Source organism: Enterobacter cloacae complex sp. 2024EL-00711 (genome assembly GCF_047529885.1).
GTDB lineage: Bacteria > Pseudomonadota > Gammaproteobacteria > Enterobacterales > Enterobacteriaceae > Enterobacter > Enterobacter ludwigii.
In genome coordinates this window covers 151039-176142 of sequence record NZ_JBLIZC010000006.1, presented here as the reverse complement: position 1 = coordinate 176142, position 25104 = coordinate 151039, and the positions used below count along the sequence as shown (strand labels likewise).

Genomic DNA, 25104 nt, shown 5'->3' with positions numbered 1-25104 from the left:
CATTCACAACCTGATACTGCCAGCCGGTCACACCGCGCAAAACAGACGGTGTGTGACCCGTGGTTCATCCGAGACCAGCGTAAAGCCCGCCTGATGATAAAACCCGTATGCAGCGTCCGGCGCGTGGGTGTTGAGAAAATCAAACCAGATGCTGGCATCGGCCATTACCACGGTCAGAAGCTGCTTACCAATGCCCAGCCCGCGGCACTTCTCGCTGACGTAGAGATGACGAATGCGGCCGGCGCGCGGCTGCTGGCTGAAGGGATCGCGGTTAAGACCGCATACGCCCACCAGCTTGCCGTTCAAAAAGGCGCCCAGCAGCTTTTCGCCCGGTGCGTTAAAACGGTTTTCACCGCGCTGCCAGTTCTCTTCCAGCCGGCGCAGCATGTTGAAATTCGATGCGATACTTTCGGCCTTTAAGGCGATATAGCCTGGTTCTTCTGGCGTGACAGGCTCAATTAACAGACGCGACATAGCATTCCCTCGTTATTAAAGAGGGGCGGTTGCCCGCCCCTCTCAGGTGCGACTTGAACCTGAATCACCGAAGGTATTTCAGGACAGCATCAAGTAGTTGCAGTACAGCAACAATGAGTTTGAGGATAAGTATCACCATATCCACTACGCTCATACGCGTCTCCTTTTGGTTAAAAGGAGCACGATGCTGGCGTACCTTTCCGCCGCCTGTGACCAGCACCTGGATTGACGTAACACAGTGTGCTCACTTCAGGGGGTTAAGGCACTGACGGCACCACCCGTTTCAGCCAGGACTTCGTTGCGCCGGTAGAACTGCGGCCCCCTCGCTCACTGCGAACACCCTCAGTATAGATAAATACTGTATGTATGAACAGTATTTTTTGGACAAAATTCAGAAGGCGGTCCATACTCAAAAACGTCAAAATCCGTGCCTGAATTGCGCGTTCGTCTTCGATCGCGTATACTTTTTGCGTTGACGTAACACAGTGTGTTCTGCGGCGACCAACCGCAAAACCTCTGAAAAAAAACCTCGCTCAGGCGAGGTTTTTTGTTTTCTGCACGCAACAAACGAAACGTGATCTTCGACGCATTTTTGCGCAGATGAAAATATTTCCATTGTCATGCCCGAAAAGCTGTGTTTGTATAAATTCTATCAATAGATTCCAAACACAGGTCCCCAATGACAGCATCCATGTTCACCTCGACCCTACTAGCAACTGCGCAACCAGCCGCAGTGGTCGTCGTGCGTGTGGTGGTGGTCGTCGGCAATGCGCCGTAGGGACTGGATCAACACACGAATCCAAAACCCCGCCGGCGCAAACCGGGCGGGGTTTTTCGTTTAAGGACCCTCCCCGGAAAGTCGGCTCAGAAGAAAAGGACTGGAGCATGGCAAGTTCGGGCACAACATCCACCAAAACGCGTTTCACGGGCGCGCAGTTAATCGTTCATTTGCTGGAACGACAGGGCATCACCACGGTTGCGGGGATCCCGGGCGGCACGGTGCTGCCGCTGTATGATGCGTTAAGCCAAAGCACGCAGATTCGTCACGTTCTGGCGCGTCACGAGCAGGGTGCGGGTTTCATCGCTCAGGGTATGGCGCGTACGCAGGGCAAACCTGCGGTCTGTATGGCCTGCAGTGGCCCGGGGGCGACTAACCTGGTCACCGCTATCGCCGACGCGCGCCTGGACTCAATTCCACTGATCTGCATCACCGGCCAGGTGCCGTCCTCCATGATCGGTACCGATGCGTTTCAGGAAGTGGATACCTACGGCATCTCTATCCCCATCACTAAACATAACTATTTAGTTCGCGATATCGCCGAGCTTCCTCAGGTTATCAGCGATGCGTTTCGTATTGCGCAATCCGGCCGTCCCGGCCCGGTGTGGATAGACATTCCTAAGGATGTTCAGACCGCAGAGATCGAGATTGACGTGCTGCCGGAGCCGGGTGAACGTGCGCCAGCGCCGCAGTTCAGCGCAGAGAGCGTGCAGGCTGCAGCGGCGATGATTAACGCCGCCAGACGCCCGGTGCTTTATCTGGGTGGCGGGGCGATTAATGCCTCCGACGCGGTACGCCAGCTCGCAGAGAAAGCCAGCCTGCCCACCACCATGACCCTGATGGCGCTGGGTATGTTGCCAAAAGCGCACCCGCTGTCGCTGGGTATGCTGGGGATGCACGGCGCGCGCAGCACGAACTACATTCTGCAAGAAGCGGATTTGCTGATTGTTCTCGGTGCACGTTTTGATGACCGGGCGATTGGCAAGACCGAGCAGTTCTGCCCGAACGCCAAAATCATTCATGTGGATATCGACCGTGCCGAGCTGGGTAAAATCAAGCAGCCGCACGTGGCGATTCAGGGTGACGTTGCCGAGGTGCTGGCGCAATTGATTCCGCAAACGGACGCTTCCGATCGCGCCGACTGGCGTCAGCTGGTTGCCGATCTGCAAAAAGAGTTCCCGGGCGCTATCCCAACCGAGGGGGACCCGCTGAGCCATTACGGGCTGATTAACGCCGTGGCCGCCTGCGTTGATGACAGCGCGATTATCACCACCGATGTGGGTCAGCACCAGATGTGGACCGCCCAGGCCTACCCGTTGAACCGTCCGCGTCAGTGGCTGACCTCGGGTGGGCTGGGGACCATGGGCTTTGGCCTGCCGGCGGCAGTGGGCGCTGCGCTGGCCAATCCCGATCGCAAGGTGATCTGCTTCTCCGGTGACGGTAGCCTGATGATGAACATTCAGGAAATGGCGACGGCAGCCGAAAACCAGTTAGACGTGAAAATCATCCTGATGAACAACCAGGCGCTGGGGCTGGTGCACCAGCAGCAGAGTCTGTTCTATACGCAGGGCGTGTTTGCCGCGACCTATCCAGGCACGATTAACTTTATGCAGATTGCCGCCGGTTTTGGCCTGCATACCTGCGATTTGAACGCCGAAGCGGACCCTCATGCGGCGCTGCAGGCGGCGATTTCTCGTCCTGGCCCGGCGCTGATCCACGTGCGTATCGATCCTGAACAAAAAGTGTACCCGATGGTGCCGCCAGGTGCGGCAAATACTGAGATGGTGGGGGAATAAGCCATGCAGAAACAACATGATAACGTCATTCTGGAACTCACCGTCCGCAACCACCCTGGCGTGATGACGCACGTCTGTGGGCTCTTTGCCCGCCGCGCATTTAACGTGGAAGGTATCCTTTGTCTGCCCATCCAGGGCAGCGAGCACAGCCGCATCTGGCTACTGGTGAATGACGATCAGCGTCTGGAGCAGATGATTGCGCAGATCGATAAGCTGGAAGATGTCGAGAAAGTGGTGCGCAACCAGTCCGATCCCACCATGTTTAACAAAATTGCGGTGTTCTTCGAGTAAATAGCGCAAAGCTTGAACCCCCACGCGCTTATCGTTAAGGTAAGCGCGTTTTTTAACCCGCCAGGAACGCGCCATGACCACCATCGCCCTTATCGACGACCACCTCATCGTCCGCTCCGGATTTGCCCAGCTGCTGAACCTTGAGCCTGATTTTCAGGTGGTGGCGGAGTTCGGCTCCGGTCGTGAGGCGCTGGCAGGTTTGCCCGGGCGCGGTGTCCAGGTCTGTATCTGCGATATCTCGATGCCGGATCTCTCCGGACTCGAGCTGCTGAGCCAGTTGCCGAAAGGGATGGCGATCGTGATGCTCTCGGTCCATGACAGCCCGGCGCTGGTGGAGCAGGCACTGAACGCAGGCGCACGCGGATTTCTTTCCAAGCGCTGCAGCCCGGACGAACTGATCGCTGCCGTGCGCACGGTCTCCACCGGCGGGTGCTACCTGACGCCGGATATCGCCATCAAGCTGGCGGCAGGGCGACAGGACCCGCTCACCCGACGCGAACGTCAGGTGGCAGAAAAACTGGCGCAGGGGATGTCGGTGAAAGAGATTGCCGTGGACCTGGGGCTGTCGCCAAAAACCGTTCACGTTCACCGCGCTAACCTGATGGAAAAACTCGGCGTCAGTAATGACGTTGAGCTGGCGCGCCGCATGTTCGACAGCTGGCAATGAACCCGCTGTTTTCACGGCTGATCGCCGTTGCTGCCAGTTTTTCCATTTTCTCTGCCGCCTGGTTCTGCCTGTGGAGCATCAGCCTGCATCTGGTTGAACGCCCGGAGCTGGCGGTGCTGCTTTTCCCGTTTGGCCTGCGTCTGGGGCTGATGCTGCAATGTCCGCGCGGTTTCTGGCCGGTACTGCTGGGCGCCGAATGGCTGATGCTGGTCTGGCTGGCGCAGGAGGTGGCGCTGGCGCACTTGCCTTTACTGGTGACGGGCAGCGTACTCACGCTGATCCCGGTGGCGCTGATCTCCCGTTATCGTCACCAGCGCGACTGGCGCACGCTGCTGCGTCAGGGGGCTGCGCTGATTGCCGCCGCGCTGTTGCAGTCCCTGCCGTGGACCGGCGAGGAGGAGATGCTTAACGCCCTTCTGCTGACGCTGACCGGCGGTCTGACGCTGGCTCCCACCTGCCTGGTTATCTGGCACTACCTCACCAGTACCGTCTGGCAGCCGCTCGGACCGGCGCTGGTCTCTCAGCCGGTAAACTGGCGCGCCCGGCATCTTATCTGGTATCTGCTGCTGTTTGCGATCAGCCTGTGGCTGCAGCTTGGCCTGCCCGATGAGCTGTCGCGCTTTACCCCGTTTTGCCTGGCGTTGCCGATTATTGCCCTCGCGTGGCACTACGGCTGGCAGGGCGCGCTGATTGCCACCCTGATGAACGCTATCGCGCTGATTGCCAGCCAGACCTGGCACGATCACCCCGTCGATTTACTGCTCTCCCTGCTGGCCCAGAGCCTGACCGGGCTGCTGCTGGGGGCCGGGATTCAGCGCCTGCGTGAACTTAACCACTCATTACAAACCGAGCTGGCGCGTAATCGCCGTCTGGCAGAACGCCTGCTGGAAACGGAAGAGAGCGTCCGGCAGGAGGTGGCCCGCGAGTTGCACGACGACATCGGCCAGACCATTACCGCCATTCGCACTCAGGCGGGCATCGTTCAGCGTCTGGCGGCCGAAAACGCCGGCGTAAAGCAGGGCGGGGCACATATCGAACAGCTCTCTCTTGGCGTGTATGACTCGGTGCGGCGACTGCTTGGCAGGCTGCGACCGCGCCAGCTGGACGATCTTACGCTTGAGCAGGCGGTACGGTCTCTGATGCGCGAGATGGAGCTGGAAAGCCGCGGGATCGTCAGCCATCTTGACTGGCGCATCAATGAATCTTTGCTGAGCGAGGGCCAGCGCGTCACGCTGTTCCGCGTCTGTCAGGAAGGGCTGAATAATATTGTTAAGCACGCCAGCGCCAGCGCGGTAACGCTGCAGGGATGGCAACAGGATGAACGCCTGATGCTGGTGATTGAAGATGATGGCTGCGGTCTGCCGCCGGGCTCCGGCCAGCTGGGTTTTGGCCTGGCGGGCATGCGTGAGCGCGTCAAGGCGTTGGGTGGCACCCTGACGATCTCCTGCACCCACGGCACGCGCGTCAGCGTCAGTTTACCGCTGAGGAGTCAGCATGTTTAAAACCCCGGCGAATGCCGCCCCGCTAAACGATAAACGTGAAATTGACGCCCGCTATCGTTACTGGCGTCGCCATATCCTGATCACCATCTGGCTGGGGTATGCGCTTTTTTACTTTACCCGCAAAAGTTTCAACGCCGCCGCGCCGGAAATCCTCGCCAGCGGAGTGATGACACGCACCGATATTGGCCTGCTGGCGACGCTGTTTTACATCACCTACGGCCTGTCGAAGTTCTTCTCCGGTATCGTCAGCGACCGCTCGAATGCCCGTTATTTTATGGGCTCTGGACTTATTGCCACCGGGGTGGTGAACATTCTGTTTGGCTTCTCCACCTCGCTCTGGGCCTTTGCGCTGCTGTGGGCGTTGAACGCCTTTTTCCAGGGATGGGGCGCGCCGGTGTGTGCCCGTCTGCTCACCGCCTGGTATTCGCGCAACGAGCGTGGCGGCTGGTGGGCTATCTGGAACACGGCGCATAACGTCGGGGGGGCGCTTATTCCGATGGTGGTCGGGGCGGCGGCGCTGCACTACGGCTGGCGCACGGGAATGATGATTGCCGGCGGGCTGGCGATCGTTGCCGGGCTGTTTCTCTGCTGGCGACTGCGTGACAGGCCACAAACCGTGGGCCTGCCCGCGGTAGGCGACTGGCGGCGCGACGAGATGGAAGTCGCTCAACAGCAGGAAGGTGCAGGGCTGACGCGTAAAGAGATCCTCACCAAATATGTGCTGTTAAATCCCTATATCTGGTTACTCTCCCTCTGCTACGTGCTGGTCTACGTGGTGCGTGCGGCGATCAACGACTGGGGCAATCTGTATATGTCCGAAACCCTGGGCGTCGATCTGGTGACAGCCAACTCGGCGGTGACGATGTTCGAGCTGGGCGGCTTTATCGGCGCGCTGGTGGCGGGCTGGGGCTCGGATAAGCTCTTCAACGGTAACCGCGGGCCGATGAATCTGATCTTCGCCGCCGGGATTTTGCTTTCCGTTGGTTCGCTATGGCTGATGCCGTTTGCCAGCTACGTGATGCAGGCGGCGTGTTTCTTCACCACCGGCTTTTTCGTCTTTGGCCCGCAGATGCTGATTGGCATGGCGGCGGCGGAGTGTTCACACAAAGACGCCGCGGGAGCAGCGACGGGCTTTGTCGGGCTGTTTGCTTACCTTGGCGCTTCGCTCTCCGGCTGGCCGCTGGCGCGTGTTATCGACGTCTGGCACTGGAGCGGTTTCTTCGCCGTGATCGCCATCGCGGCAGGAATTTCGGCCCTGCTGCTGCTGCCGTTCCTGCATGCGCAGGCGCCGCGCGAGGCACACGAAGCGTGATGTGCTTCACCTTTTCATCCCGAATAGCGCAAAACTAAGAAATTTTCCTGGTTTCACCTGGACGCTGTCTCAGGCGTCGCTCCCGGCTGGTTTTTACAATGCTGCAAAAATCAGCTCAGGAGTAAACCAATCATGCTGGCCTTCTTAAATCAGGTGCGCAAACCGACCCTGGATCTGCCGCTCGATGTGCGGCGTAAAATGTGGTTCAAACCGTTCATGCAGTCTTACCTGGTGGTCTTTATCGGCTACCTGACCATGTACCTGATCCGCAAAAACTTTAACATCGCGCAGAACGACATGATCTCAACCTACGGGCTGAGCATGACGCAGCTGGGGATGATTGGCCTGGGCTTCTCCATCACTTACGGCGTGGGTAAAACCGTCGTCTCCTACTACGCGGACGGTAAAAACACCAAACAGTTCCTGCCGTTTATGCTTATCCTCTCCGCCATTTGTATGCTCGGCTTCAGCGCCAGCATGGGCGCGGGTTCCGTCAGCCTGTTCATGATGATCGCCTTCTACGCCCTGAGCGGTTTCTTCCAGAGTACCGGCGGGTCGTGCAGTTACTCCACCATCACCAAATGGACCCCTCGCCGCAAGCGTGGTTCGTACCTCGGCATGTGGAACATCTCCCACAACCTCGGCGGGGCGGGTGCGGCAGGCGTGGCGCTGTTCGGCGCAAACTACCTGTTCGACGGCCACGTGATCGGCATGTTTATCTTCCCGTCGATTATCGCCCTGATCGTCGGCTTTATTGGCCTGCGCTACGGCAGCGACTCACCGGAATCGTACGGCCTCGGCAAAGCCGAAGAGCTGTTCGGCGAGGAGATCAGCGAAGAGGACAAAGAGACCGAAGAAAACGAGATGTCCAAATGGCAGATCTTTGTTGAGTACGTGCTGAAAAACAAAGTGATCTGGCTGCTGTGCTTCTCCAACATCTTCCTGTACGTGGTGCGCATCGGCATCGACCAGTGGTCCACCGTGTATGCCTTCCAGGAGCTGAAGCTCTCCAAAGAAGTTGCGATTCAGGGCTTCACCCTGTTCGAAGTGGGCGCGCTGGTCGGCACGCTGCTGTGGGGCTGGCTCTCGGACCTCGCCAATGGTCGCCGCGCGCTGGTGGCCTGCGTCGCGCTGGCGCTGATTATCGCCACGCTCGGCGTCTACCAGCACGCCAGCAACCAGTATATCTACTTGGCCTCGCTGTTCGCGCTCGGCTTCCTGGTGTTTGGTCCACAGCTGTTGATCGGCGTGGCGGCAGTCGGCTTCGTACCGAAAAAAGCGATCGGCGCTGCCGATGGAATTAAAGGCACCTTCGCCTACCTGATTGGTGACAGCTTCGCCAAGCTGGGTCTGGGTATGATCGCCGACGGCACGCCGATTTTCGGCCTCACCGGCTGGGCGGGCACCTTTGCCGCGCTGGATGCCGCCGCCATCGGCTGTATCGTCCTGATGGCGATGGTCGCGGTGCTGGAAGAACGTAAGATCCGCCGTGAAAATCGGATGCAGAAATTAAAAGTAGCCTGAGTGTGCAGGTAACTTCTTTGCCCGGTTGACCGCCGGGCTTTTTTTTACATCCCACCTTTACCCCCCTTTACAGACCCGCTCCCTGCAATGCTCTACATTTTAATTTTGCTGCCGCACCCCGCGGCTTTTGTCCGTTTTGTTATGGAGAGCTTGCATGGTAAACCGACGACTATCCTGTCTTGCGCTATTGGTGGCGCTTGCCTCCCCCGCTCTGGCGGCGGATGCGCCGACGTACGGCGAGAAGCTGGAGGGGTTTGATTACGCCTGGCCGGTTAAGCATTTCACCTTTACCTCGCAACATCAGCCGCTTGATATGGCCTATCTGGACGTTAAGCCAGAAAAACCCAACGGCCGCACCGTGGTGCTGATGCACGGTAAAAACTTCTGCGCCGGAACGTGGGAGGGGACTATCCGCGCACTTTCCGCCAGCGGATACCGCGTGGTGGCACCAGACCAGATTGGTTTTTGTAAATCCACCAAACCCGAGCATTACCAGTACACCTTCCAGCAGCTGGCGGATAACACCCACGCGTTGCTTAAGCAGCTCGGCGTCGATCGCGTGACGGTTATTGGGCACTCGACCGGCGGCATGCTGGCGACCCGCTACGCGCTGATGTGGCCGCAGGAAGTGGAACAGCTGGTGATGGTTAACCCGATTGGTTTAGAAGACTGGAAAGCCCGCGGCGTACCGCATATTACGGTCGATCAGTGGTATCAGCGTGAACTTAAAACCAGCGCCGATGGCATTCGTCAGTACGAGAAAAATACCTACTATGCCGGGGAGTGGAAGCCGGAGTATGAGCGTTGGGTGACGATGCTGGCCGGGCTGAACAATGGGCCGGGCAAAACGCGTGTCGCCTGGAACTCAGCCCTGCTCTACGACATGATTTATACCCAGCCGGTGATCTACGAATTTGGTGAACTGAAGATGCCGGTATTATTGATGATCGGCACCAAAGACAACACCGCCATCGGGAAAGACCTCGCCCCGCCGGCGATCCGCAAGACGCTGGGCAACTATGCAGTACTGGGTAAGGAGACGGAAAAACGTATTCCGCATGCGACGCTGGTTGAGTTTAACGACATGGGCCATGCGCCACAGATGCAGGACCCTCAGCGCTTCCATGACGCGCTGCTGAAAGGGCTGCAGGCACGCTGACCGGTCTAAAGCAACAGCCCCGCAGCCCGTTCTGCGCGGGCTGTCTTCGGCGCACTACACGCCAGCATACCTGGTGCTGCCCGCATAACGGTTTTCCACCTTTTTTCACTGCACTATTATGGCCTTGCCCGCTGTCGACGCCGCGCGTTTCCCGCTATGATGAGCGGCTGACGTAGAGGAGAACGCATGGTCTGGATAATGCTGGCAACGCTTGCCGTGGTGTTTGTGGTGGGATTTCGGGTCCTGACCTCAGATTCACGTCGCGCAATTAAACGCCTGAGCGAGCGGCTGGGGATCACCCCGGTTCCTGTGGAATCGATGATCGATCAGTTCGGTAAAACGCCCGGCAATGAGTTTATCCGCTACCTTGAGCGACCAGACGAGGCGCATCTGCAAAACGCGGCCCAGGTGCTGCTGATCTGGCAGGTCTGCATTGTCGATGGCAGTGAAGAGAATTTGCTTGCCTGGCACCGTATGCTGCGTAAAGCCCGTCTGGCCGCGCCGATCACGGACGCGCAGGTCCGTCTGACGCTGGGTTTTATGCGTGAAATGGAGCCCGATCCGCAGGAGCTAAACGCCTTCCAGTTGCGCTATAACCAGCTTTTCCTGCCGGAAGAGGGCGTGTTTTACCTGCATTAAGCCGTTTTCCCGCATAACACATTCTGTGCGTTAAGAATCTCCTCTCTATTTTCATTGAGGCGAGTGGCGGCATAGATATCTATGTTTAACCTTTTTGCCTCGGCGTCCGTGAGTTCACGGTAGCAAAGTCCTTCCTGATTAAAGGTGCATTTCGACTGAGGCAGTAGCGCAAATCCTTTCCCTCTTGCGATACGGCTTAGCATCACAAGGGTATCATCCGGCTCTTTTATCCGCTTCAGCGGCGTTTTCAGCGTATCAAAGTAGCTTTCGCATTTGTCGTAAAATGACGGGTTGGCACTTCTGGAAAACCAGAAAATGGGAAGATCGCTAATATCCTCCAGCGCGACTTTCTCTTTCAGGCTGGCAGGGTGTAAAGAGGGCATTGCGATGAGCAACGGTTCCTGGCAGACCCAGCGGTATTGAACAATGTCTTCGTGACCCGTTCCTTTTTCACCGGTCAGCACCAGATCCAGCATGTTTTTAGACAAGCTTTGCAGCAGTTGGGCTGACGTCAGGTCCGGCGTTTCGACATCATCTCCCGCGTTCATTTTTTGAAGCTGGGAATTCACGGGTTCAATATATTCAAAATTAAGGGTCCGCGTGAGTCCAATACGCAGGCTCGTTTCAGAAGAGAGAGGATCTTCTTTTAGGTTACTGATGTCTTTGAGTATTTTTTCAGCCTGAACAACCAGCGCACGGCCTGCTTCTGTGAGGCTAACGTCATGCGTGTTGCGGCTGAACAACTGACGTTTCAGAACCGCTTCAAGGCATTTTATCTGACGCGTCAATGGCGGTTGAGTCATGCGTAGGCGTTCGGCAGCCTTACGGAAGTTCAGTTCATGTGCGACAGCGAGAAAGCATTGTAATTGTTTGATACTGGGCAGGTTATTGCTGATTAAATGTTCTGCTGTGGCCATACGTGGGTCCTGAATGCGAAAAGGTATTTCGTCTTTTTCCATTTCGATATTACACGCTAAATGCGGGCAGTAAACCCATTTCAACAGTAATACCAAAAATATATTACAAATTTAACAATTCCAATTGTTTCCTATATTGATAAATTTCTACCCGAATCCTCACTCAATCAATATTCGGAGTAATTATGTCATCTAAATATGTACTGGTATCACGCTTCCCGTTAAAAAATACTTTTACAGAGAAAGATTTTATCTCCTTAAAAATCAATGAAAACGTTCGCTAGTTTTCCTGTGAAGAAAACGGTGTTAATGAACTGCTGGAACTGCGCGCTGTCAATGACATTAAAGAAATTGCGTGTGCTGAGAGTGAAATGGAATCCATGTTCCATCGTTTCTCTGTTGTTCTTTCTGCCGATATTCGTCGCGAACTGCTTAAGTTTGTTGAATCCTCTATCGATAATAAAAAGAGTTTACCCGAATCAAATTATATTCAGCTTCGTCACGTTGAGGTGCCCGCCCATAACTATCAGCAGTATCGTCAGGGGCGCGATGAAACCACGCCGCATTTTTTGACGTTGATGAGACGCTAATAAATATTAAAAGCATGTTTGATTTCTATGACTTCTGGTGCAGGGGAAATAATCAAAACGATCGTCTTCAACGCTATATGTCTCGCTTTCGCGTCGACGTAAAAAACGGTGTGCCAGGGGAGACGCTGAACAGAGAGTATTATCGCCAGTTTAAAGGTGTGTCTTGTCGTTATCTGGAAGAAATGGGCCATGAATGGTTCAGGCGTAAGCCAGAAAACGAATTTTTTATTGAGAGTGCCGTTTCAGCACTTAAAAGCCATCAGAGACAGAACATGTACACCGTATTTATATCGGGCTCTATGCTTCCGATTCTGTCACCCATTGCGAAATATCTTGGGGTAACGGACATACTCTGTGCTCCGTTAATAATAAATGACGCAGGCGAGTTGACGGGGGAAATCGGTCTGCCCCAAACAATTGGAGCGGGTAAAAAAGACGCCCTGATGACGTTTTGCCGGGATAAGGAGATTAATCCAGCGGATTGTTATGCCTACGGTGACGATCTTTCGGATATTCCAATGCTCGAAGCCATTGGGCATCCCGTCTGTGTGGGAGAGCATTCCGCGCTTACCCGATATGCAGCAGAAAAAAATTGGCACATTATTTAAACCATTATTGAGGTAAGTAGTATGACTTCAGAACTCTCTCCGCAAAATATGACGTTAAGGTCATGGCTTGCGTTATTCATTCTGGCTATTTCAACGTTTACTATTGTCACTACCGAACTGGCGCCGGTCGGATTATTAACGCCAATCGCAGAGGGATTACGGTCTTCGGAATCCGCGGTGGGCATGACCGTGTCGCTTTATGCCTGGGTGGGGGCGTTGAGTGCGCTGTTTGCCTCCGTCTTTTTAGGCAATGTGGCTAAGAAGCGGCTTTTACTCGTGCTCACCGTGGTGCTTCTGATCTCTAACGTCATGGCCGCGACGGTAAACACCTTCGGAATGCTGCTTAGTGCCCGCGTGCTGGGCGCGCTTGCTCACGGTGCATTCTGGGCGATGATCGGCGCAACGGCGGTTGCCATGGTTCCTGCCAGATATATTGGTGCGGCGACGTCAATCGTATTTGGTGGCGTTTCCGCAGCAAGCGTTTTTGGCGTACCGGTTTCCAACTACATTGGTATCCACTTCGGCTGGCGGCAGGCATTTTGGCTGATGGCCGCGCTGAGCGTAATTGCCTTTGTGGGTATTAGCGTGCTTGTTCCCCAGATCGCCAGCAAAAGCGCGCTTGGCCTGGATGCGCTTAAGGGCGTGCTGAAATCGTCTACCCTGTGGAAAATTTACTCAGCAACCCTGCTGGCTGTTACGGCGCACTTTGCCGCCTTTACGTACATTGAACCCTGGCTTCACACGCAGAGTTTACTGTCCACCGCCTTTATTCCCGCCGTGCTTTTTGTTTACGGCATCGCGGGTCTGGCCGGTAATTTCCTGACCGGCGTGATGATTGATAAGTATCTCAAGCTGACGGTTTCGCTGTCTGTACTGCTGATCTGTGCAGTGCTGCTGTTCCTGGGCCTGTCAGGTTCCTCGCTCTCTGCTGCGCTGATATTCACCAGCATGATTATCTGGGGCGTTGCCGTGTCAGGAATATTTGTCGGCTTCCAGACGTGGGTTTTACGTATGGCTGAAGATAAAGCCTTCCCGGCCTCCGCAATCTACGTTTCGTTTTTCAATACCGCCATTGGTATCGGCGCGTCGGTCGGTGCCTGGATGGTTTCATCATTTTCAATGCCGCTCCTGTATATCGTCGCCGGCACGGCTATCGGCCTGTCCGTTCTGCTTGTCGCGGTTATTCCTGCAACCTTGACCGCAAAACAATCCCGTATGGAGAAATCTTATGAGTCAAATTAATGACCGCACGCGCTATGGCAGAGAGATCATGGACCGTCTTGAAGCAGGGCTCGCGGATAAAGTCACCCGCCGCCTGAGCGAACTGGACCCGGGCCTGCCCGCCCTGATAACCGACTATGCGTTCGGGGATGTGGTGGGACGTCCGGGACTGGAGCTCAAAACGCGCGAAATGCTGACTGTCGCCTCGCTTGTGACGCTGGGTAATGCTATGCCGCAGCTGGAACTGCACATGAGAGGCGCGCTCAACACCGGCGTGACGCCGGAAGAGCTGCTTGAAATTGTGATACAGATGGCGGTGTATGCCGGCGTTCCCGCCTGTATGAACGGTCTTACCGCCTACCGCGCGGCAATCGCTGTGACGGGTCATACGTTGCCGGGACTGAAAGGGAGTGACGCATGAGCGAGGTTGTCATTATTGCAGCCCGCCGCACGGCGACGGGCGCATTTCTGGGCGCGCTTGCGGAGCATTCCGCCGCTGACCTGGGAAGCCGGGTCATTCAGGCACTCCTGAAAGAATCTGGCGTAGAGGCCAGTAATATCTCTCAGGTCATTATGGGTCAGGTTCTTACGGCGGGGTGTGGCCAGAACCCGGCGCGGCAGTCGGCTCTGAATGCCGGATTACCCGTTGAAACGCAATGTTTGACGATCAATAAAGTGTGCGGTTCCGGGCTTAAGGCAGTCCATCTTGGCATGCAGGCGCTGCAGACGGGTGAGGCTGAGTTTGTGATCGCCGGGGGTCAGGAGAGCATGTCCAACGCGCCGCATATCGCCATGACGTCGCGTAGCGGAACGCGGCTGGGCGATATCACTCTCAAAGATAGCCTGGTTTCTGACGGGCTATGGGATGCCTTCAACGATTATCATATGGGTATCACCGCAGAAAACGTTGCGACCGAGTTTGGTATCAGCCGCGAAATGCAGGACGAATATGCCCTTGTCTCTCACCACAATGCGCTTGAAGCGCAGGCGCGCGGCATTTTTGAGCGCGAAATTGTTCCGGTTGAATGGCTGACGCGAAAAGGCGAAACGATCAGCGTGGAGAGGGACGAAGGGCCGCGTGCAACCAGTATTGATAAATTGACGAAGCTGAGGCCAGTCTTCCGAGAAGAGGGAACGGTGACGGCGGGAAATGCTTCATCGCTGAATGACGGTGCCGCTGCGGTGCTGCTTTGTACGCGTGATACCGCCGAAGCGCGTGGCTTGCCGGTTCTGGCGTCGCTGGGCGTGTTTACCCATTCCGGTGTCCAGCCTGCATTAATGGGCGCAGCCCCGATCCAGGCCATTGCCGACTGCCTTTCCCGCTCGGGATGGACGCCTGAGGATGTCGATCATCTTGAATCCAACGAAGCGTTTGCCGCTCAGGCGCTGGCGGTGATTCAGCAGGCTGGGATTTCCCCGGATCGTATCAATCCTTACGGCGGGGCAATCGCGCTTGGGCATGCGATAGGCGCATCCGGCTGCCGGATTTTGGTGACGCTGGTTCATGCCCTGGTCCGTAATGACGGCAAGTGTGGCGTCGCCGCGCTGTGCGTAGGCGGTGGGGAAGGCGTCGCGTTGAGCGTTTATCGCTAACGGCACGGCGTATCCGATATAAAAAAACCGGGAAAACCCGGTTTTTTTATTTTCATGATGAGGTATCAGGCGTTCACGCCCTTCATACCTTCGGCAGAATAGCGATCGCCTTTAATTGCTATCCGGCGATGCAGGTTGTTCAATGATTCAATATCGCTCTTCTCAAGCTCAATGTTGGCAGCGTGCGCGTTCTCGGCCAGATAGCCGGTGTGCTTAGTGCCCGGGATGGGAACCAGCCGATCGTATTGCGCTAACAGCCAGGCAAGGGCAATCTGACCCACGGTACAGCCGTATTTCGCCGCCAGCGGGTGGATGACATCGAGCAGCTGGCGATTATGATCGAGGCTGGACTGCATAAAGCGCTCATTATTTTTACGGAAATCACCCTCTGCAAATTCGCTATTGTTCAGGTATTTTCCCGTCAGGAAGCCTCTGCCAAGAGGCGAGTAGGGCACCAGACCAATGCCTAACGCTTTCACGACCGGCAGAATGCTTTCCTCGATATCGCGTGTCCACAGAGAATATTCCGTTTGCAGCGCGGTGACCGGATATACCGCATGGGCCCGTTGCAGCGTTGACGCCGACACTTCGCAAAGGCCTATGTGGTTGATCTTGCCCTCTTTCACAAGGGTGCGCAGACAATCCATACTCTCTTCGACCGGGGTGGTGTTACTCAGTCTGTGTAGATAAAAGAGGTCGATTCGCTCCACGCCAAGCCGCTTGAGGGACTCATTACAGCAGCGGATGATATAGTCAGGCGTATTGTTGATGGTGCGGGCATAAGACTCGTCGGGAGAGCGATCGATGCCGCATTTCGTGGCTATTTTGAACTGCTCGCGAGTGCTTTTATCCAGCCCGGCAAGAAAATGACCGATTAGTCTTTCATTATGACCACGGCCATATAAATTTGCGGTATCAATAAACGTCACGTTCAGATCGATGAGGCTATGCAATACCCGCAGCGAGGCGTTGTCATCAGTCTGGCCATAAAATTCACTCAGCCCCATGGCACCGTAGCCGACGGCACTGACGGTAAGATTTTGAGATAAATTACGTGTTTTCATAGTTTCTCCTTTTCAGACGCTATGATTGTTTCACCTCAAATGTGGATACTGAATTTTCATTTTCGTTATGCAGAAAAGGTATCAGTCGACGACGCGCTCTCTCCAGGCTCATTAAAAACGACAAAAGTTGTCAAATCGTTAAATCCGTCACACTTTTGATGATAAACTGCGCGACTTTTCCGCACGTTTTTATCTTCAGGTGACGCCATGACAGAACACATTCAGCCCACGCCCAGACCGCAGACCCAGGAGGTCACTCGCCCCAACTGGTCGGCGGTTTTCTCCGTGGCATTTTGCGTTGCCTGCCTGATTACCGTTGAGTTTCTGCCGGTGAGCCTGCTGACACCGATGGCGCAGGATCTGGGCATTTCCGAAGGCGTGGCGGGGCAGTCCGTCACCGTGACCGCCTTTGTGGCGATGTTCGCGAGCCTGTTTATTACCCAGGTGATCGGCACCATCGACCGCCGCAAAGTGGTCATTCTGTTCAGCGTGCTGCTGACGCTCTCCTGCCTGCTGGTCTCCTTTGCCAATAACTTCACCTTGCTGCTGCTGGGTCGCGCCTGTCTGGGGCTGGGATTAGGCGGCTTCTGGGCGATGTCGGCCTCGCTCACCATGCGTCTGGTTCCCGCGCGCACCGTGCCGAAAGCCCTCTCCGTGATCTTTGGTGCTGTTTCGATTGCGCTGGTCATTGCTGCGCCGTTGGGCAGTTTCCTTGGCGGGATCATCGGCTGGCGTAACGTCTTTAACGCTGCCGCGGTGATGGGGGTGCTATGCATTCTCTGGGTCTGGAAAGCGCTGCCGTCCTTACCGGGGGAAGCGGCACACCATAAACAGAATATGTTCAGTCTGCTGAAGCGCCCGGGCGTGCTGGCGGGGATGACCGCCATCTTTATGGCATTTGCCGGACAGTTTGCCTTCTTCACCTATATCCGCCCGGTATTCATGAACATGGCCGGGTTTGATGTGGATGGCCTGACGCTGGTGCTCCTGAGCTTCGGTATCGCCAGCTTTGTCGGCACCTCGCTGTCGTCCGCGTTTCTGAAGCGTTCCCTGAAAGTGGCGCTGGCGGGTGCGCCGCTGGTGCTGGCAATTAGCGCTGCGGTGCTGGTGCTGTGGGGCAGCGATAAGTGGGTTGCGTCGGCGATTGCGATTATCTGGGGCTTTGCTTTTGCGCTGGTGCCGGTGGGCTGGTCGACGTGGATCACCCGCTCGCTCGCCGATCAGGCGGAAAAAGCCGGGTCGATTCAGGTCGCGGTGATCCAGCTGGCGAACACCTGCGGTGCGGCGATCGGCGGCGTTGCGCTGGACCATCTGGGGCTGACGTCACCGCTGGTGATTTCCGGTACGCTGATGCTGCTGACCGCGCTGCTGGTGGCGGGGAAGGTTAAGGCGAAGTAATGCTTTTCTCCCTCTCCCGTGGGAGAGGGATGGGGTGAGGGCATCAGGCTACGCCGATGTCTGAACCCGTCTTCTCGAATCCATCGAAATCAGTACCACCGACGACACAATCAACAGCGTGCCCAGCCAGTCCGGCAGCGTAAACGCCACCCCAAGCAAAATCACCGACAGCAGGGCGCTGCTCAGCGGCTCGGCACAGCTCAGAATGCTCGCCTTCGGCCCGCCAATCATCTGCGCGCCTTTCAGATACAGGCTGAACGTCAGCGCCGTGCCAATCACCACCAGATAGAAAAACGCCAGCAGCAGGCTGCCATCAATCACGAAGGTGGTCCCGCGTCCGGCGTAGAACGGCGTCAGCACGACCCCCGCGATTAACATACTCCAGCCAACAATCGGCAGCGTGCCGTAGCGAGCGATAAGCGTCGACGGGTAGGTCGTATAAAACGCGGCAGCAAAGGCCGAGGCGATACCGAAGAACAGGGCGGCAGGGGAGATGGAGAGCGAGGTCGGATCGCCGTGCGTGACCAGCAGGAAGGTGCCGATAAGTGACGTCAAAATGGCGGATAAAACAAACACGCCGGGACGTTTTTTCCTCGCCAGCGCGAACCACGCGACAATGATCGTTGGCGAGAGAAACTGCAGCACGGTGGCCGTCGCCGCGTTGGATTTTTCAATCGTCAGCAGGAAGGTGAGCTGGACGGTGAGCGCACCAACCAGCGAGAAAAACAGCAGGCTGAGGGCGTCTTTACGATGTTTGATGACCGAGAAAATCTTGTCGCCATGCACGAAGGAGAGGGTCAGCAAGATGACGCCGGTAAACAGCAGGCGAATCATCGTCAGGTAAGGGGACGAGATCTGGCTTTTCTCCATGATGTACTGCGCGCAAACCCCTGAGCTGCCCCATAAAACGGCGGCGATCAGAACGTTGAGCATTCCTTTACGTGTGGAACCCATGTTCTCCCCTGTTATGTTGGTTTTTGTGTAGCATAACATGGGTCTTGCCGGGTGGGGTGTGGCCTGATGCCCTCACCCCGGCCCTCTCCCACGGGGAGAGGGCGCAAACACGAAAAACGGCAACGTGCGTTGCCGTTTTGCTTTTACCTTGCTTAGAACCACGCTTCCCACATCGCGCCGACGTTGAAATCATCCAGCGTCTCATCTTTTGTACCGTTCACACGGGCGGTGCGTTCGTTATCCACTTTGCCGCCGGTCACGTAGAAGCGCAGCATTGGGCGGAACTCTGGCCCCATGGCGATAGACATGTTCTGCGACAGGGTCAGCTTCCAGCCTTTGTTATCACCGCCATTGTCGTAATCCACGTGCTGCCAGCCCGCTTCCAGCCAGGTGGAGTGAACGTCGTTCCACCAGTGCATCGGACGCACGATGGCGTTGTAGTTCTTACGGTTGTCGGTTTTATCGCGGCTGTTGTCGTAGTCGTGGAAGGCGAGGATGTACTCCACCTGCGTGGCCTGGGTGAATTTGTACAGCCCTTCGAAGCTGGCGTAGACCGTGGTCAGATCTTCGGTTTTGTTGAATACGCTGTTATCCGCGTTATCAGAATAACGGGCAATCACCTTATTCACGCCGCTGTCGTTGGTGTGGCTCAGCACCACGCCGCCCTGCCAGGCCTTCAGACGCTCTTCACTCTCAATGGCTTTGGAGTCAAAACCGTAGTTCGCGTACAGCTCCAGATCCAGCGGGCCGACTTTCATGCCGTGGATTTTTGAGGTCGCAGCGTAGTTACCTTTGTCGCCCGTGCCGGAACCGCCGGTACAGGTAATGCGCGACGGGTTCGCCTCATCTTCCATCACTTCCGGGCTACAGGATTCCACCGCGGCCACCGCGGCAACGTCAAACTGCACGCCGCCGATGTCGAAGTTCTTCACCCCGGCACCCTGGCCGTCGTGGTTCATCCAGAAGTAATCGTTGATACCCTGCTGTGGACGCTGGTGGAAGTCACGGCCGGCCCAGAAGTAGGCGTTCGGGTTGGAGGCCATAATGTTGGTCACACCGGCATAGGCTTTTTTCAGGTTAACCTCGTCGCCCCAGTGGTCGATCATCACGTTGATGTCCCAGATGGCACCGTTGTCGCCCTTGAAGGCTTTGGAGAGCTGGAATTCACCGCCGTTGCCTTCGTTACCCAGACGACCAATTGCGGATGCACCGTTATAGGAACCGTCTACTGCCACGTATTTCTGATCGGCTGCCTGGAAGTGCGCGCCGTAGCGGGCATAGCCGGTAAATTTAACCCCAAACGGAATCGCGAGGTCCGGTGATTGCGCCGCGCTTTGCGGTTCGGTGACCACGTCCGCTTTTTTCGCGACGGCGGCGTCCATTTTGGCCTGACGTTCGGCCAGCGCTTTGTCTACCGCTTTCGCCACGATGGCGTCGATTTGCTCCTGCGTAAATTCTTGTGCGAGTACAGAAATTGGGCAAAGCGCGGCGACAACCGCCATGGTTAATGGAAGTTTTTTAATATAATTCATGGTTATCTCAATATAGTTTAATTTTATTCAGACAATAACCATCCCGCTCCGATCTGACAGAGTTTGTCGCTATCATCAGAACAAGTGGATTTCTATTTTAGGTACAGAGTGATTACATTAACGTTTTTTCGCCATACATTATCTCTGATATAAATGGATTATTTCTTCGGATAATTCACGTGCCAGCAGGGAATTCATTAAATGATCCTGCGCGTGAACCATTATTAAGGTCATCGGCTGGCGGGCTTCGCCCGCATCCTGTTCGATCAGTTTGGTCTGCATTTTGTGCGCCTGGCGCGCGTAGCCATCGGCTTCGCGCAGCAGGCTTTTGGCTTCGTCAAGGTTGCCCTGACGCGCCGCGTGCAGGGCTTCAAAGCACAGGCTACGCGACTGACCGGCGTTGACGATAATTTCCATTACGGCTTCTTCTAATGCGATCATTACACTGACTCTCTGTCAAAACTGTTATTTAATGCGGTGGCGGCAAACCACTCGCCGCTTTTCTTGATGGTGCGCTGCTGGGTAGATAAATCGAGCTGGATAAATCCGTAGCGATTTTTATACGCATTACACCACGACCAGTTATCAATAAAGGTCCACATATGGTAGCCAAGACACTGGCACCCTTCGCTAATACCTTTATGCAGCCAGGCCAAATGTTCGGAAATAAAATCGATGCGGTATTGATCGTTTATCTGACCATTCTCAATAAAGCGCTGTTCATTTTCGACACCCATACCGTTCTCAGAAATAAAACAGCGTGGGTTACCGTAATTGTCGCGCAGGTTAATCAGAATATCGTAAATACCCGGCTCATAAATTTCCCAGCCACGGTATGGATTCATCTTGCGGCCAGGCATTTCGTAATTATCAAAGAACCACTCCGGCATAAACGGTGCCTGTGGGTTCACCGCACTGTCACGGCATTTCACGCGACGCGGCTGATAATAGTTAATGCCGAGCAGGTCGATTTTTCCTTCCGCAATCAGGAAACTGTCTTCCGATTTGCAGGCGGGGAGCTGATCGTAAGATTTCAGCAACGCCACCAGATCCGCCGGGTATTCGCCGCGCAGGACGGGGTCAAGGAAGCTGCGGTTAAACATCAGGTCCGCAATGTGTGCCGCTTTGACGTCAGCCGGGTTTTGCGAGCGCGGATAGGACGGCGTCAGGTTCAGTACGATACCGATCTCCCCGGCGTAGTGCCCGGCACGGTAAGCGCGTACCGCCTGCGCATGCGCCAGCACGGTGTGATACGCCACGGTGGCCGCACGACGAAAATCCACCACGTTGGGATAGTGGAAATCGTACAGATAGCCGCCTTCCACCGGCACAATCGGCTCGTTGAAGGTAAACCAGTGCAGCACGCGATCGCCAAACAGATCGAAGCAAATCTGCGCATAGCGGGCGTAAGCGTCCACCACGTTGCGGTTTTCCCAGCCGCCAATCTCCTGCATCGCCATCGGCATGTCGAAGTGGAACAGGGTGATAAACGGGGTAATACCCTGTTCAATCAGCTCATCAATGACCTGATGATAAAAATCGACCGCTTCCGGGTTCACTTCACCGATACCGTCGGGGATCAGGCGCGCCCAGCTAATCGAGGTGCGAAAGCTGTTGTGGTTCAGCTGCTTTAACAGCTGAATGTCCGTTTTCCAGTGTTGATAAAACGTGGAGGTGTGCTGCGGTCCCACGCCATTATGAAAACGGTTCGGCTCGCGGGCAAACCAGTAATCCCAGGTGGTTTCACCCTCTCGTGTCCCTTCGGTCTGGAGGGCGGAGCTTGCGCTGCCCCACCAGAAATTATCGGGAAATGCGTATTTCATGACCTTTCCTCTTTGACTTAATGACTTGCTGTTTCAGCGGCACCGACGGTTGCCTGGGCTTTCTGCTCTTCGTTTTTCATCAACGTACGCTCGTAAGCACGCAGGAACGGCAGGTACATCAGCGCTGACATCACCATACACACCAGACACATCACCACCGGGCTCAACGCCCAGTTTGCCGCCCACGATGCGCCAATAGGGGCCGGGGTCGTCCACGGGGTTAACGACACCACCTGTGCCAGCCAGCCCATTTTGGTGGCGCCGTACGCCAGGCAGGCGTTCACCAGCGGAACAAACACGAACGGGATAAACAGCATCGGGTTCATGATGATTGGCGCGCCGAACAGAATCGGTTCGTTGATGTTAAAGAAGCTGGGCACAACGCCCATTTTGCCGATGGTGCGCAGGTGCGTGACGCGGCTGCGCAGCAGCAGGAAGGCCAGCGGAAGCGTGGAGCCGACGCCGCCAATCAGCAGGTAGTGGTCCCAGAAACCCTGCAGGTAAACGTGTGGCAGCGCCGCGCCAGCCGCCAGTGCCGCCTGGTTTGCGGACAGGTTGGCCATCCAGAACGGGTTCATGATGCCGGTGACAATCAGCGAGCCGTGGATACCGGCAAACCAGAAGATCTGGCACAGCAGCACGGAGAGCAGAATGGCAGGCAGGGAGTCAGACGCAGAGACCAGCGGTTCCAGCAGGTGCATAATCGCCTGCGGGATAATCATCCCGGTTTGTGCTTCGATAAACAGGTTCAGCGGGTGCAGGGTACCGATCACCACCATGACCGGGATCAGGATCTCAAACGAACGCGCCACACCGGTCGGCACTTCTTTCGGCAGACGGATGGTCACGTTGTTCTGCTTCAGCCACGCATACACGCGGGTGGAGTAGATGGCGGTGATCAGCGCGGTGAAAATCCCCTGGCCGGAGAGGTACTGGGTCGAGATCTTGCCGTCGGCATACGGAGCTGCCACCAGCAGGAAGGCCATAAAGGCCAGCAGACCGGACATCACCGGATCGAGGTTAAACTGACGCCCCAGGCTTGCACCAATCCCCACCGAAATGAAGAACGTCATCACGCCCATGCTGAGGTTGAACGGCAGCATCAGCTGTTCACGGTAAGTCTGGGAGAAATCCAGCCAGCCGCGGGCAAAGCTGTTTGTCGTATCCGCGGAGAAGGGCGGGAAGATGAACACCAGCATAAACGAGCCGATGATCATAAACGGCAGCGCGGCGGTAAAGCCGTCGCGGATGGCAATCACATACTTTTGCTGGCCGAGCTTCGCGGCCAGCGGGGTAATTGACTGCTCAATAACCGCGACCATTGATTGATATAACGAACTCATGTGAACACCTTTTAGTGTGCCGCTTCGATGAGCGACAGAGCATAGTCCAGTACTTTATCGCCACGTTGCATACCGTAATCCATCATGTCGATGGGTTGGACCGGGATGCCCTTTGTAGCCGCCTTGTCTGAGAGTGTCTGTAACATGTACTTCACCTGGGGTCCGAGAAGGACAACCTGGTACTGCGGAAACTGCGTATCAAATTCGGAAACGCCATACGCGTCTATTTTTACCGGCAACCCGCGCTCTTTCGCGACATCGACCATTTTGCTGACCAGCAGGCTGGTGGACATCCCGGCAGAGCAACACAGCATAATCTTGAACATCGACAACCATCCTCTAAATGTAAAAAGTTATTGCGAGGATGATTGGACATTATACGGAAACCGGTTTCCATTTATAAAAGACAGAAGTGTGACAACCATCAAGATCCACTGCTTATGACGCTAATTAACCAGATGCATGTCACATAATTTGCGCGTTTTGACATCATTTTGAGTTGAAATGGAAAATCGGTTTCCATGAAAAACGGAAAAGGATATACTCCATTCTGGCTATAATATGAGCCGTAGCGGTGATGGAATTTGCAGGTGCGAAGTAAGCCTGCCAGGGGAAAGAGATGTCGACAATCAATGATGTATCACGTCTTGCCGGGGTGTCTAAAGCCACGGTATCGCGAGTGTTGAGTGGGTCGCGTGGCGTAAAGGAAGCCAGCCGCCAGGCCGTTTTAAAAGCGGTTGATGAACTGAACTACCGGCCCAATGTAATTGCGCAGTCGCTGCTGAGCCAGTCGACGGGGTGTATTGGGGTGATTTGCGCGCAGGAGAATATTAACCAGACCACCGGTTATCTTTACGCGCTGGAAAAGCACCTCAGCCAGCATCAAAAACATCTGCTGTTGCGCTTCGCGCATACCAAAGCGGAAGTGATGCACGCCCTGGAAGAACTTTCCTGTGGGTTATGTGATGACATCCTGGTGATTGGCGCGCGTTTCCCGCTGGACGTCGAGATGGACAATGTCATCCTCGTTGACTGCATGGAGTCCGATAATTCCAACAGCATCCAGTTCGATCACGCCTTTGCCGCCGAAACCGCCTGTAACTATCTGACCAGCCAGGGGCGACGCCAGATAGCCCTGATCCATCCGCAAGGCAGCGGTTTCGCCGACCAGGTGTTGCTGGGCTATAAACACGCGCTGGAGAAAAATTTCCTGCCCTTTAATCGCAACCTCGTCTTTATGGATGCCACCTCCTCATCCGTTGCGCTGCAGGAGTTGCTTAACAATGCGAGCACGCTGAATTTTAACGCGCTGCTGGTGGCGGACGAACAGGAAGCTCAGCGGGTGATCCCGCAGCTGCAGGCGTTTAATAAATCCGTGCCGGACGACATTATGGTCTTTAGCCTTGCCGGATCGCTGCATCTGCCGGGTATCCCGGTGATCCCGGCCATTGAATACTCGATGGATGCTATGGCAGCACGTATTGTGGGCTGGCTGACGGAGAAAACGCAGATGCTGGGGTCCTATGTTCTGCGCGGGGATTTGATTATTCCGGATGTACGAAAGCGCTAAAAAAAAGCGTGAAGCCCGGCTTCACGCTTAATAATCTTCCATACAATCTACCTGACTGACCGCGTCCCAGTAAGCATCCAGATTGTCGCGCTTCACGGCCGTGATGGCGTTTTTGATCAACAGTTGATTGGCCTCAGACGACAAAATCATCGCCTGCCAGGCTTTATCGCTCTGCTTTTTCTGGGGCGTGCAGGCCTTCTTCACATCTTTAAGGATCTGCTGCTTTATCTGGGCCTCTTTCACGGGATCGTCTTTTTCCTGGGCATGGACAAACGCGGCGAAGAGCAGACAAACGAGCAGGCAAACCAGGTGTGCAGCTTTCATCAAAATCCCCTTTAGACGTCACAGG

Annotated in this window: 27 protein-coding genes; 16 read left to right on the top strand and 11 right to left on the bottom strand. The window is 55.6% G+C overall.

Annotated features, from left to right (window positions below; translation table 11 throughout):
- Positions 1 to 27: 27 nt before the first annotated feature.
- Entirely contained in the window at positions 28 to 474 is a 447-nt protein-coding gene (locus ACMVME_RS17835; protein WP_014167984.1) for a GNAT family N-acetyltransferase, read from the bottom strand.
- 64 nt (positions 475 to 538) lie between these two features.
- Positions 539 to 628, bottom strand: coding sequence for a type I toxin-antitoxin system toxin TisB (gene tisB, locus ACMVME_RS17830; RefSeq protein WP_020684667.1), 90 nt, complete (start codon positions 626 to 628; stop codon positions 539 to 541).
- Positions 629 to 1153: 525 nt separating this feature from the next.
- Here tisB and ivbL point away from each other — a divergent pair.
- The 9 genes from ivbL to ACMVME_RS17785 all read left to right on the top strand — a co-directional run bounded on the left by ivbL (position 1154) and on the right by ACMVME_RS17785 (position 10142).
- The gene (ivbL, locus tag ACMVME_RS17825) at positions 1154 to 1252 is read left to right on the top strand and encodes an ilvB operon leader peptide IvbL (protein ID WP_071605430.1); all 99 of its coding nucleotides are present in this window, start codon (positions 1154 to 1156) and stop codon (positions 1250 to 1252) included.
- A 107-nt stretch (positions 1253 to 1359) separates the two neighbouring features.
- Positions 1360 to 3048, top strand: a complete 1689-nt coding sequence (ilvB, locus tag ACMVME_RS17820) for an acetolactate synthase large subunit (RefSeq protein WP_020882735.1) — start codon at positions 1360 to 1362, stop codon at positions 3046 to 3048.
- A 3-nt stretch (positions 3049 to 3051) separates the two neighbouring features.
- Positions 3052 to 3339 (top strand): acetolactate synthase small subunit, encoded by a 288-nt coding sequence (ilvN, locus tag ACMVME_RS17815; protein ID WP_014167986.1) that lies wholly within the window; start codon positions 3052 to 3054, stop codon positions 3337 to 3339.
- Positions 3340 to 3412: 73 nt separating this feature from the next.
- Positions 3413 to 4006: a transcriptional regulator UhpA gene (gene uhpA / locus ACMVME_RS17810; protein ID WP_014167987.1), complete on the top strand. Its 594-nt coding sequence runs from the start codon at positions 3413 to 3415 to the stop codon at positions 4004 to 4006.
- The gene (gene uhpB, locus ACMVME_RS17805) at positions 4003 to 5508 is read left to right on the top strand and encodes a signal transduction histidine-protein kinase/phosphatase UhpB (protein ID WP_025206526.1); all 1506 of its coding nucleotides are present in this window, start codon (positions 4003 to 4005) and stop codon (positions 5506 to 5508) included. The genes uhpA and uhpB overlap by 4 nt, the downstream gene beginning before the upstream one ends.
- Complete coding sequence (locus tag ACMVME_RS17800) at positions 5501 to 6820, top strand: MFS transporter (protein WP_032679295.1); 1320 nt, start codon at positions 5501 to 5503, stop codon at positions 6818 to 6820. Before uhpB ends, ACMVME_RS17800 begins: the two co-directional genes overlap by 8 nt.
- 132 nt (positions 6821 to 6952) lie before the next feature.
- Positions 6953 to 8344 carry a hexose-6-phosphate:phosphate antiporter gene (gene uhpT / locus ACMVME_RS17795; protein WP_047355947.1) on the top strand — a complete coding sequence of 464 codons (1392 nt, stop codon included), beginning with the start codon at positions 6953 to 6955 and terminating at the stop codon, positions 8342 to 8344.
- A 154-nt stretch (positions 8345 to 8498) separates the two neighbouring features.
- Complete coding sequence (locus ACMVME_RS17790) at positions 8499 to 9503, top strand: alpha/beta fold hydrolase (RefSeq protein ID WP_020882732.1); 1005 nt, start codon at positions 8499 to 8501, stop codon at positions 9501 to 9503.
- A 186-nt stretch (positions 9504 to 9689) separates the two neighbouring features.
- Positions 9690 to 10142: a DUF1198 domain-containing protein gene (locus ACMVME_RS17785; RefSeq protein ID WP_014167992.1), complete on the top strand. Its 453-nt coding sequence runs from the start codon at positions 9690 to 9692 to the stop codon at positions 10140 to 10142.
- On the opposite strand, the gene ACMVME_RS17780 is transcribed toward ACMVME_RS17785, so the two are convergent.
- Entirely contained in the window at positions 10139 to 11059 is a 921-nt protein-coding gene (locus ACMVME_RS17780) for a LysR family transcriptional regulator (protein WP_032680032.1), read from the bottom strand. The two genes, ACMVME_RS17785 and ACMVME_RS17780, sit on opposite strands and share 4 nt — an antisense overlap.
- A 371-nt stretch (positions 11060 to 11430) precedes the next feature.
- On the opposite strand from ACMVME_RS17780, the gene ACMVME_RS17775 reads away from it, so the two are divergent.
- The 5 genes from ACMVME_RS17775 to ACMVME_RS17755 are packed head-to-tail and all read left to right on the top strand — an operon-like array spanning position 11431 to position 15071.
- Positions 11431 to 11649 carry a hypothetical protein gene (locus tag ACMVME_RS17775; RefSeq protein WP_063214952.1) on the top strand — a complete coding sequence of 73 codons (219 nt, stop codon included), beginning with the start codon at positions 11431 to 11433 and terminating at the stop codon, positions 11647 to 11649.
- Between the two features lie 14 nt (positions 11650 to 11663).
- A complete protein-coding gene (locus ACMVME_RS17770; RefSeq protein ID WP_063214953.1) occupies positions 11664 to 12257 on the top strand; it encodes an HAD family hydrolase in 594 nt (197 codons plus the stop codon).
- A gap of 21 nt (positions 12258 to 12278) precedes the next feature.
- Positions 12279 to 13499 carry an MFS transporter gene (locus tag ACMVME_RS17765; protein ID WP_047954855.1) on the top strand — a complete coding sequence of 407 codons (1221 nt, stop codon included), beginning with the start codon at positions 12279 to 12281 and terminating at the stop codon, positions 13497 to 13499.
- Positions 13486 to 13899, top strand: a complete 414-nt coding sequence (locus ACMVME_RS17760; protein WP_068795361.1) for a carboxymuconolactone decarboxylase family protein — start codon at positions 13486 to 13488, stop codon at positions 13897 to 13899. The genes ACMVME_RS17765 and ACMVME_RS17760 overlap by 14 nt, the downstream gene beginning before the upstream one ends.
- On the top strand, positions 13896 to 15071 hold the full coding sequence (locus ACMVME_RS17755; RefSeq protein ID WP_068795360.1) for an acetyl-CoA C-acetyltransferase: 1176 nt from the start codon (positions 13896 to 13898) through the stop codon (positions 15069 to 15071). Before ACMVME_RS17760 ends, ACMVME_RS17755 begins: the two co-directional genes overlap by 4 nt.
- A gap of 65 nt (positions 15072 to 15136) precedes the next feature.
- On the opposite strand, the gene ACMVME_RS17750 is transcribed toward ACMVME_RS17755, so the two are convergent.
- Positions 15137 to 16135 carry an aldo/keto reductase gene (locus ACMVME_RS17750; RefSeq protein ID WP_068795359.1) on the bottom strand — a complete coding sequence of 333 codons (999 nt, stop codon included), beginning with the start codon at positions 16133 to 16135 and terminating at the stop codon, positions 15137 to 15139.
- A gap of 207 nt (positions 16136 to 16342) precedes the next feature.
- Here ACMVME_RS17750 and nepI point away from each other — a divergent pair, with 207 nt between their 5' ends.
- A complete protein-coding gene (gene nepI / locus ACMVME_RS17745; protein ID WP_044865934.1) occupies positions 16343 to 17533 on the top strand; it encodes a purine ribonucleoside efflux pump NepI in 1191 nt (396 codons plus the stop codon).
- 48 nt (positions 17534 to 17581) lie between these two features.
- On the opposite strand, the gene ACMVME_RS17740 is transcribed toward nepI, so the two are convergent.
- The 6 genes from ACMVME_RS17740 to ACMVME_RS17715 all read right to left on the bottom strand — a co-directional run bounded on the left by ACMVME_RS17740 (position 17582) and on the right by ACMVME_RS17715 (position 23511).
- Positions 17582 to 18487 carry a DMT family transporter gene (locus ACMVME_RS17740; protein WP_063214956.1) on the bottom strand — a complete coding sequence of 302 codons (906 nt, stop codon included), beginning with the start codon at positions 18485 to 18487 and terminating at the stop codon, positions 17582 to 17584.
- 152 nt (positions 18488 to 18639) lie between these two features.
- Positions 18640 to 20019, bottom strand: a complete 1380-nt coding sequence (locus tag ACMVME_RS17735; protein ID WP_014168005.1) for a carbohydrate porin — start codon at positions 20017 to 20019, stop codon at positions 18640 to 18642.
- A 138-nt stretch (positions 20020 to 20157) separates the two neighbouring features.
- Positions 20158 to 20460, bottom strand: coding sequence for a PTS lactose/cellobiose transporter subunit IIA (locus ACMVME_RS17730; RefSeq protein WP_014168006.1), 303 nt, complete (start codon positions 20458 to 20460; stop codon positions 20158 to 20160).
- Positions 20460 to 21842 (bottom strand): glycoside hydrolase family 1 protein, encoded by a 1383-nt coding sequence (locus tag ACMVME_RS17725; RefSeq protein ID WP_068795358.1) that lies wholly within the window; start codon positions 21840 to 21842, stop codon positions 20460 to 20462. The genes ACMVME_RS17730 and ACMVME_RS17725 overlap by 1 nt, the downstream gene beginning before the upstream one ends.
- A gap of 17 nt (positions 21843 to 21859) precedes the next feature.
- Positions 21860 to 23185 (bottom strand): PTS cellobiose transporter subunit IIC, encoded by a 1326-nt coding sequence (locus tag ACMVME_RS17720; protein WP_014168008.1) that lies wholly within the window; start codon positions 23183 to 23185, stop codon positions 21860 to 21862.
- Between the two features lie 11 nt (positions 23186 to 23196).
- Positions 23197 to 23511 (bottom strand): PTS sugar transporter subunit IIB, encoded by a 315-nt coding sequence (locus tag ACMVME_RS17715; protein ID WP_014830072.1) that lies wholly within the window; start codon positions 23509 to 23511, stop codon positions 23197 to 23199.
- Between the two features lie 293 nt (positions 23512 to 23804).
- Here ACMVME_RS17715 and ACMVME_RS17710 point away from each other — a divergent pair, with 293 nt between their 5' ends.
- On the top strand, positions 23805 to 24755 hold the full coding sequence (locus ACMVME_RS17710; RefSeq protein ID WP_014168010.1) for a LacI family DNA-binding transcriptional regulator: 951 nt from the start codon (positions 23805 to 23807) through the stop codon (positions 24753 to 24755).
- A 27-nt stretch (positions 24756 to 24782) separates the two neighbouring features.
- Here the strand turns inward: ACMVME_RS17710 and ACMVME_RS17705 are convergent, their stop codons facing one another.
- Positions 24783 to 25079 (bottom strand): YicS family protein, encoded by a 297-nt coding sequence (locus ACMVME_RS17705; protein ID WP_020882719.1) that lies wholly within the window; start codon positions 25077 to 25079, stop codon positions 24783 to 24785.
- Between the last annotated feature and the right edge of the window lie 25 nt (positions 25080 to 25104).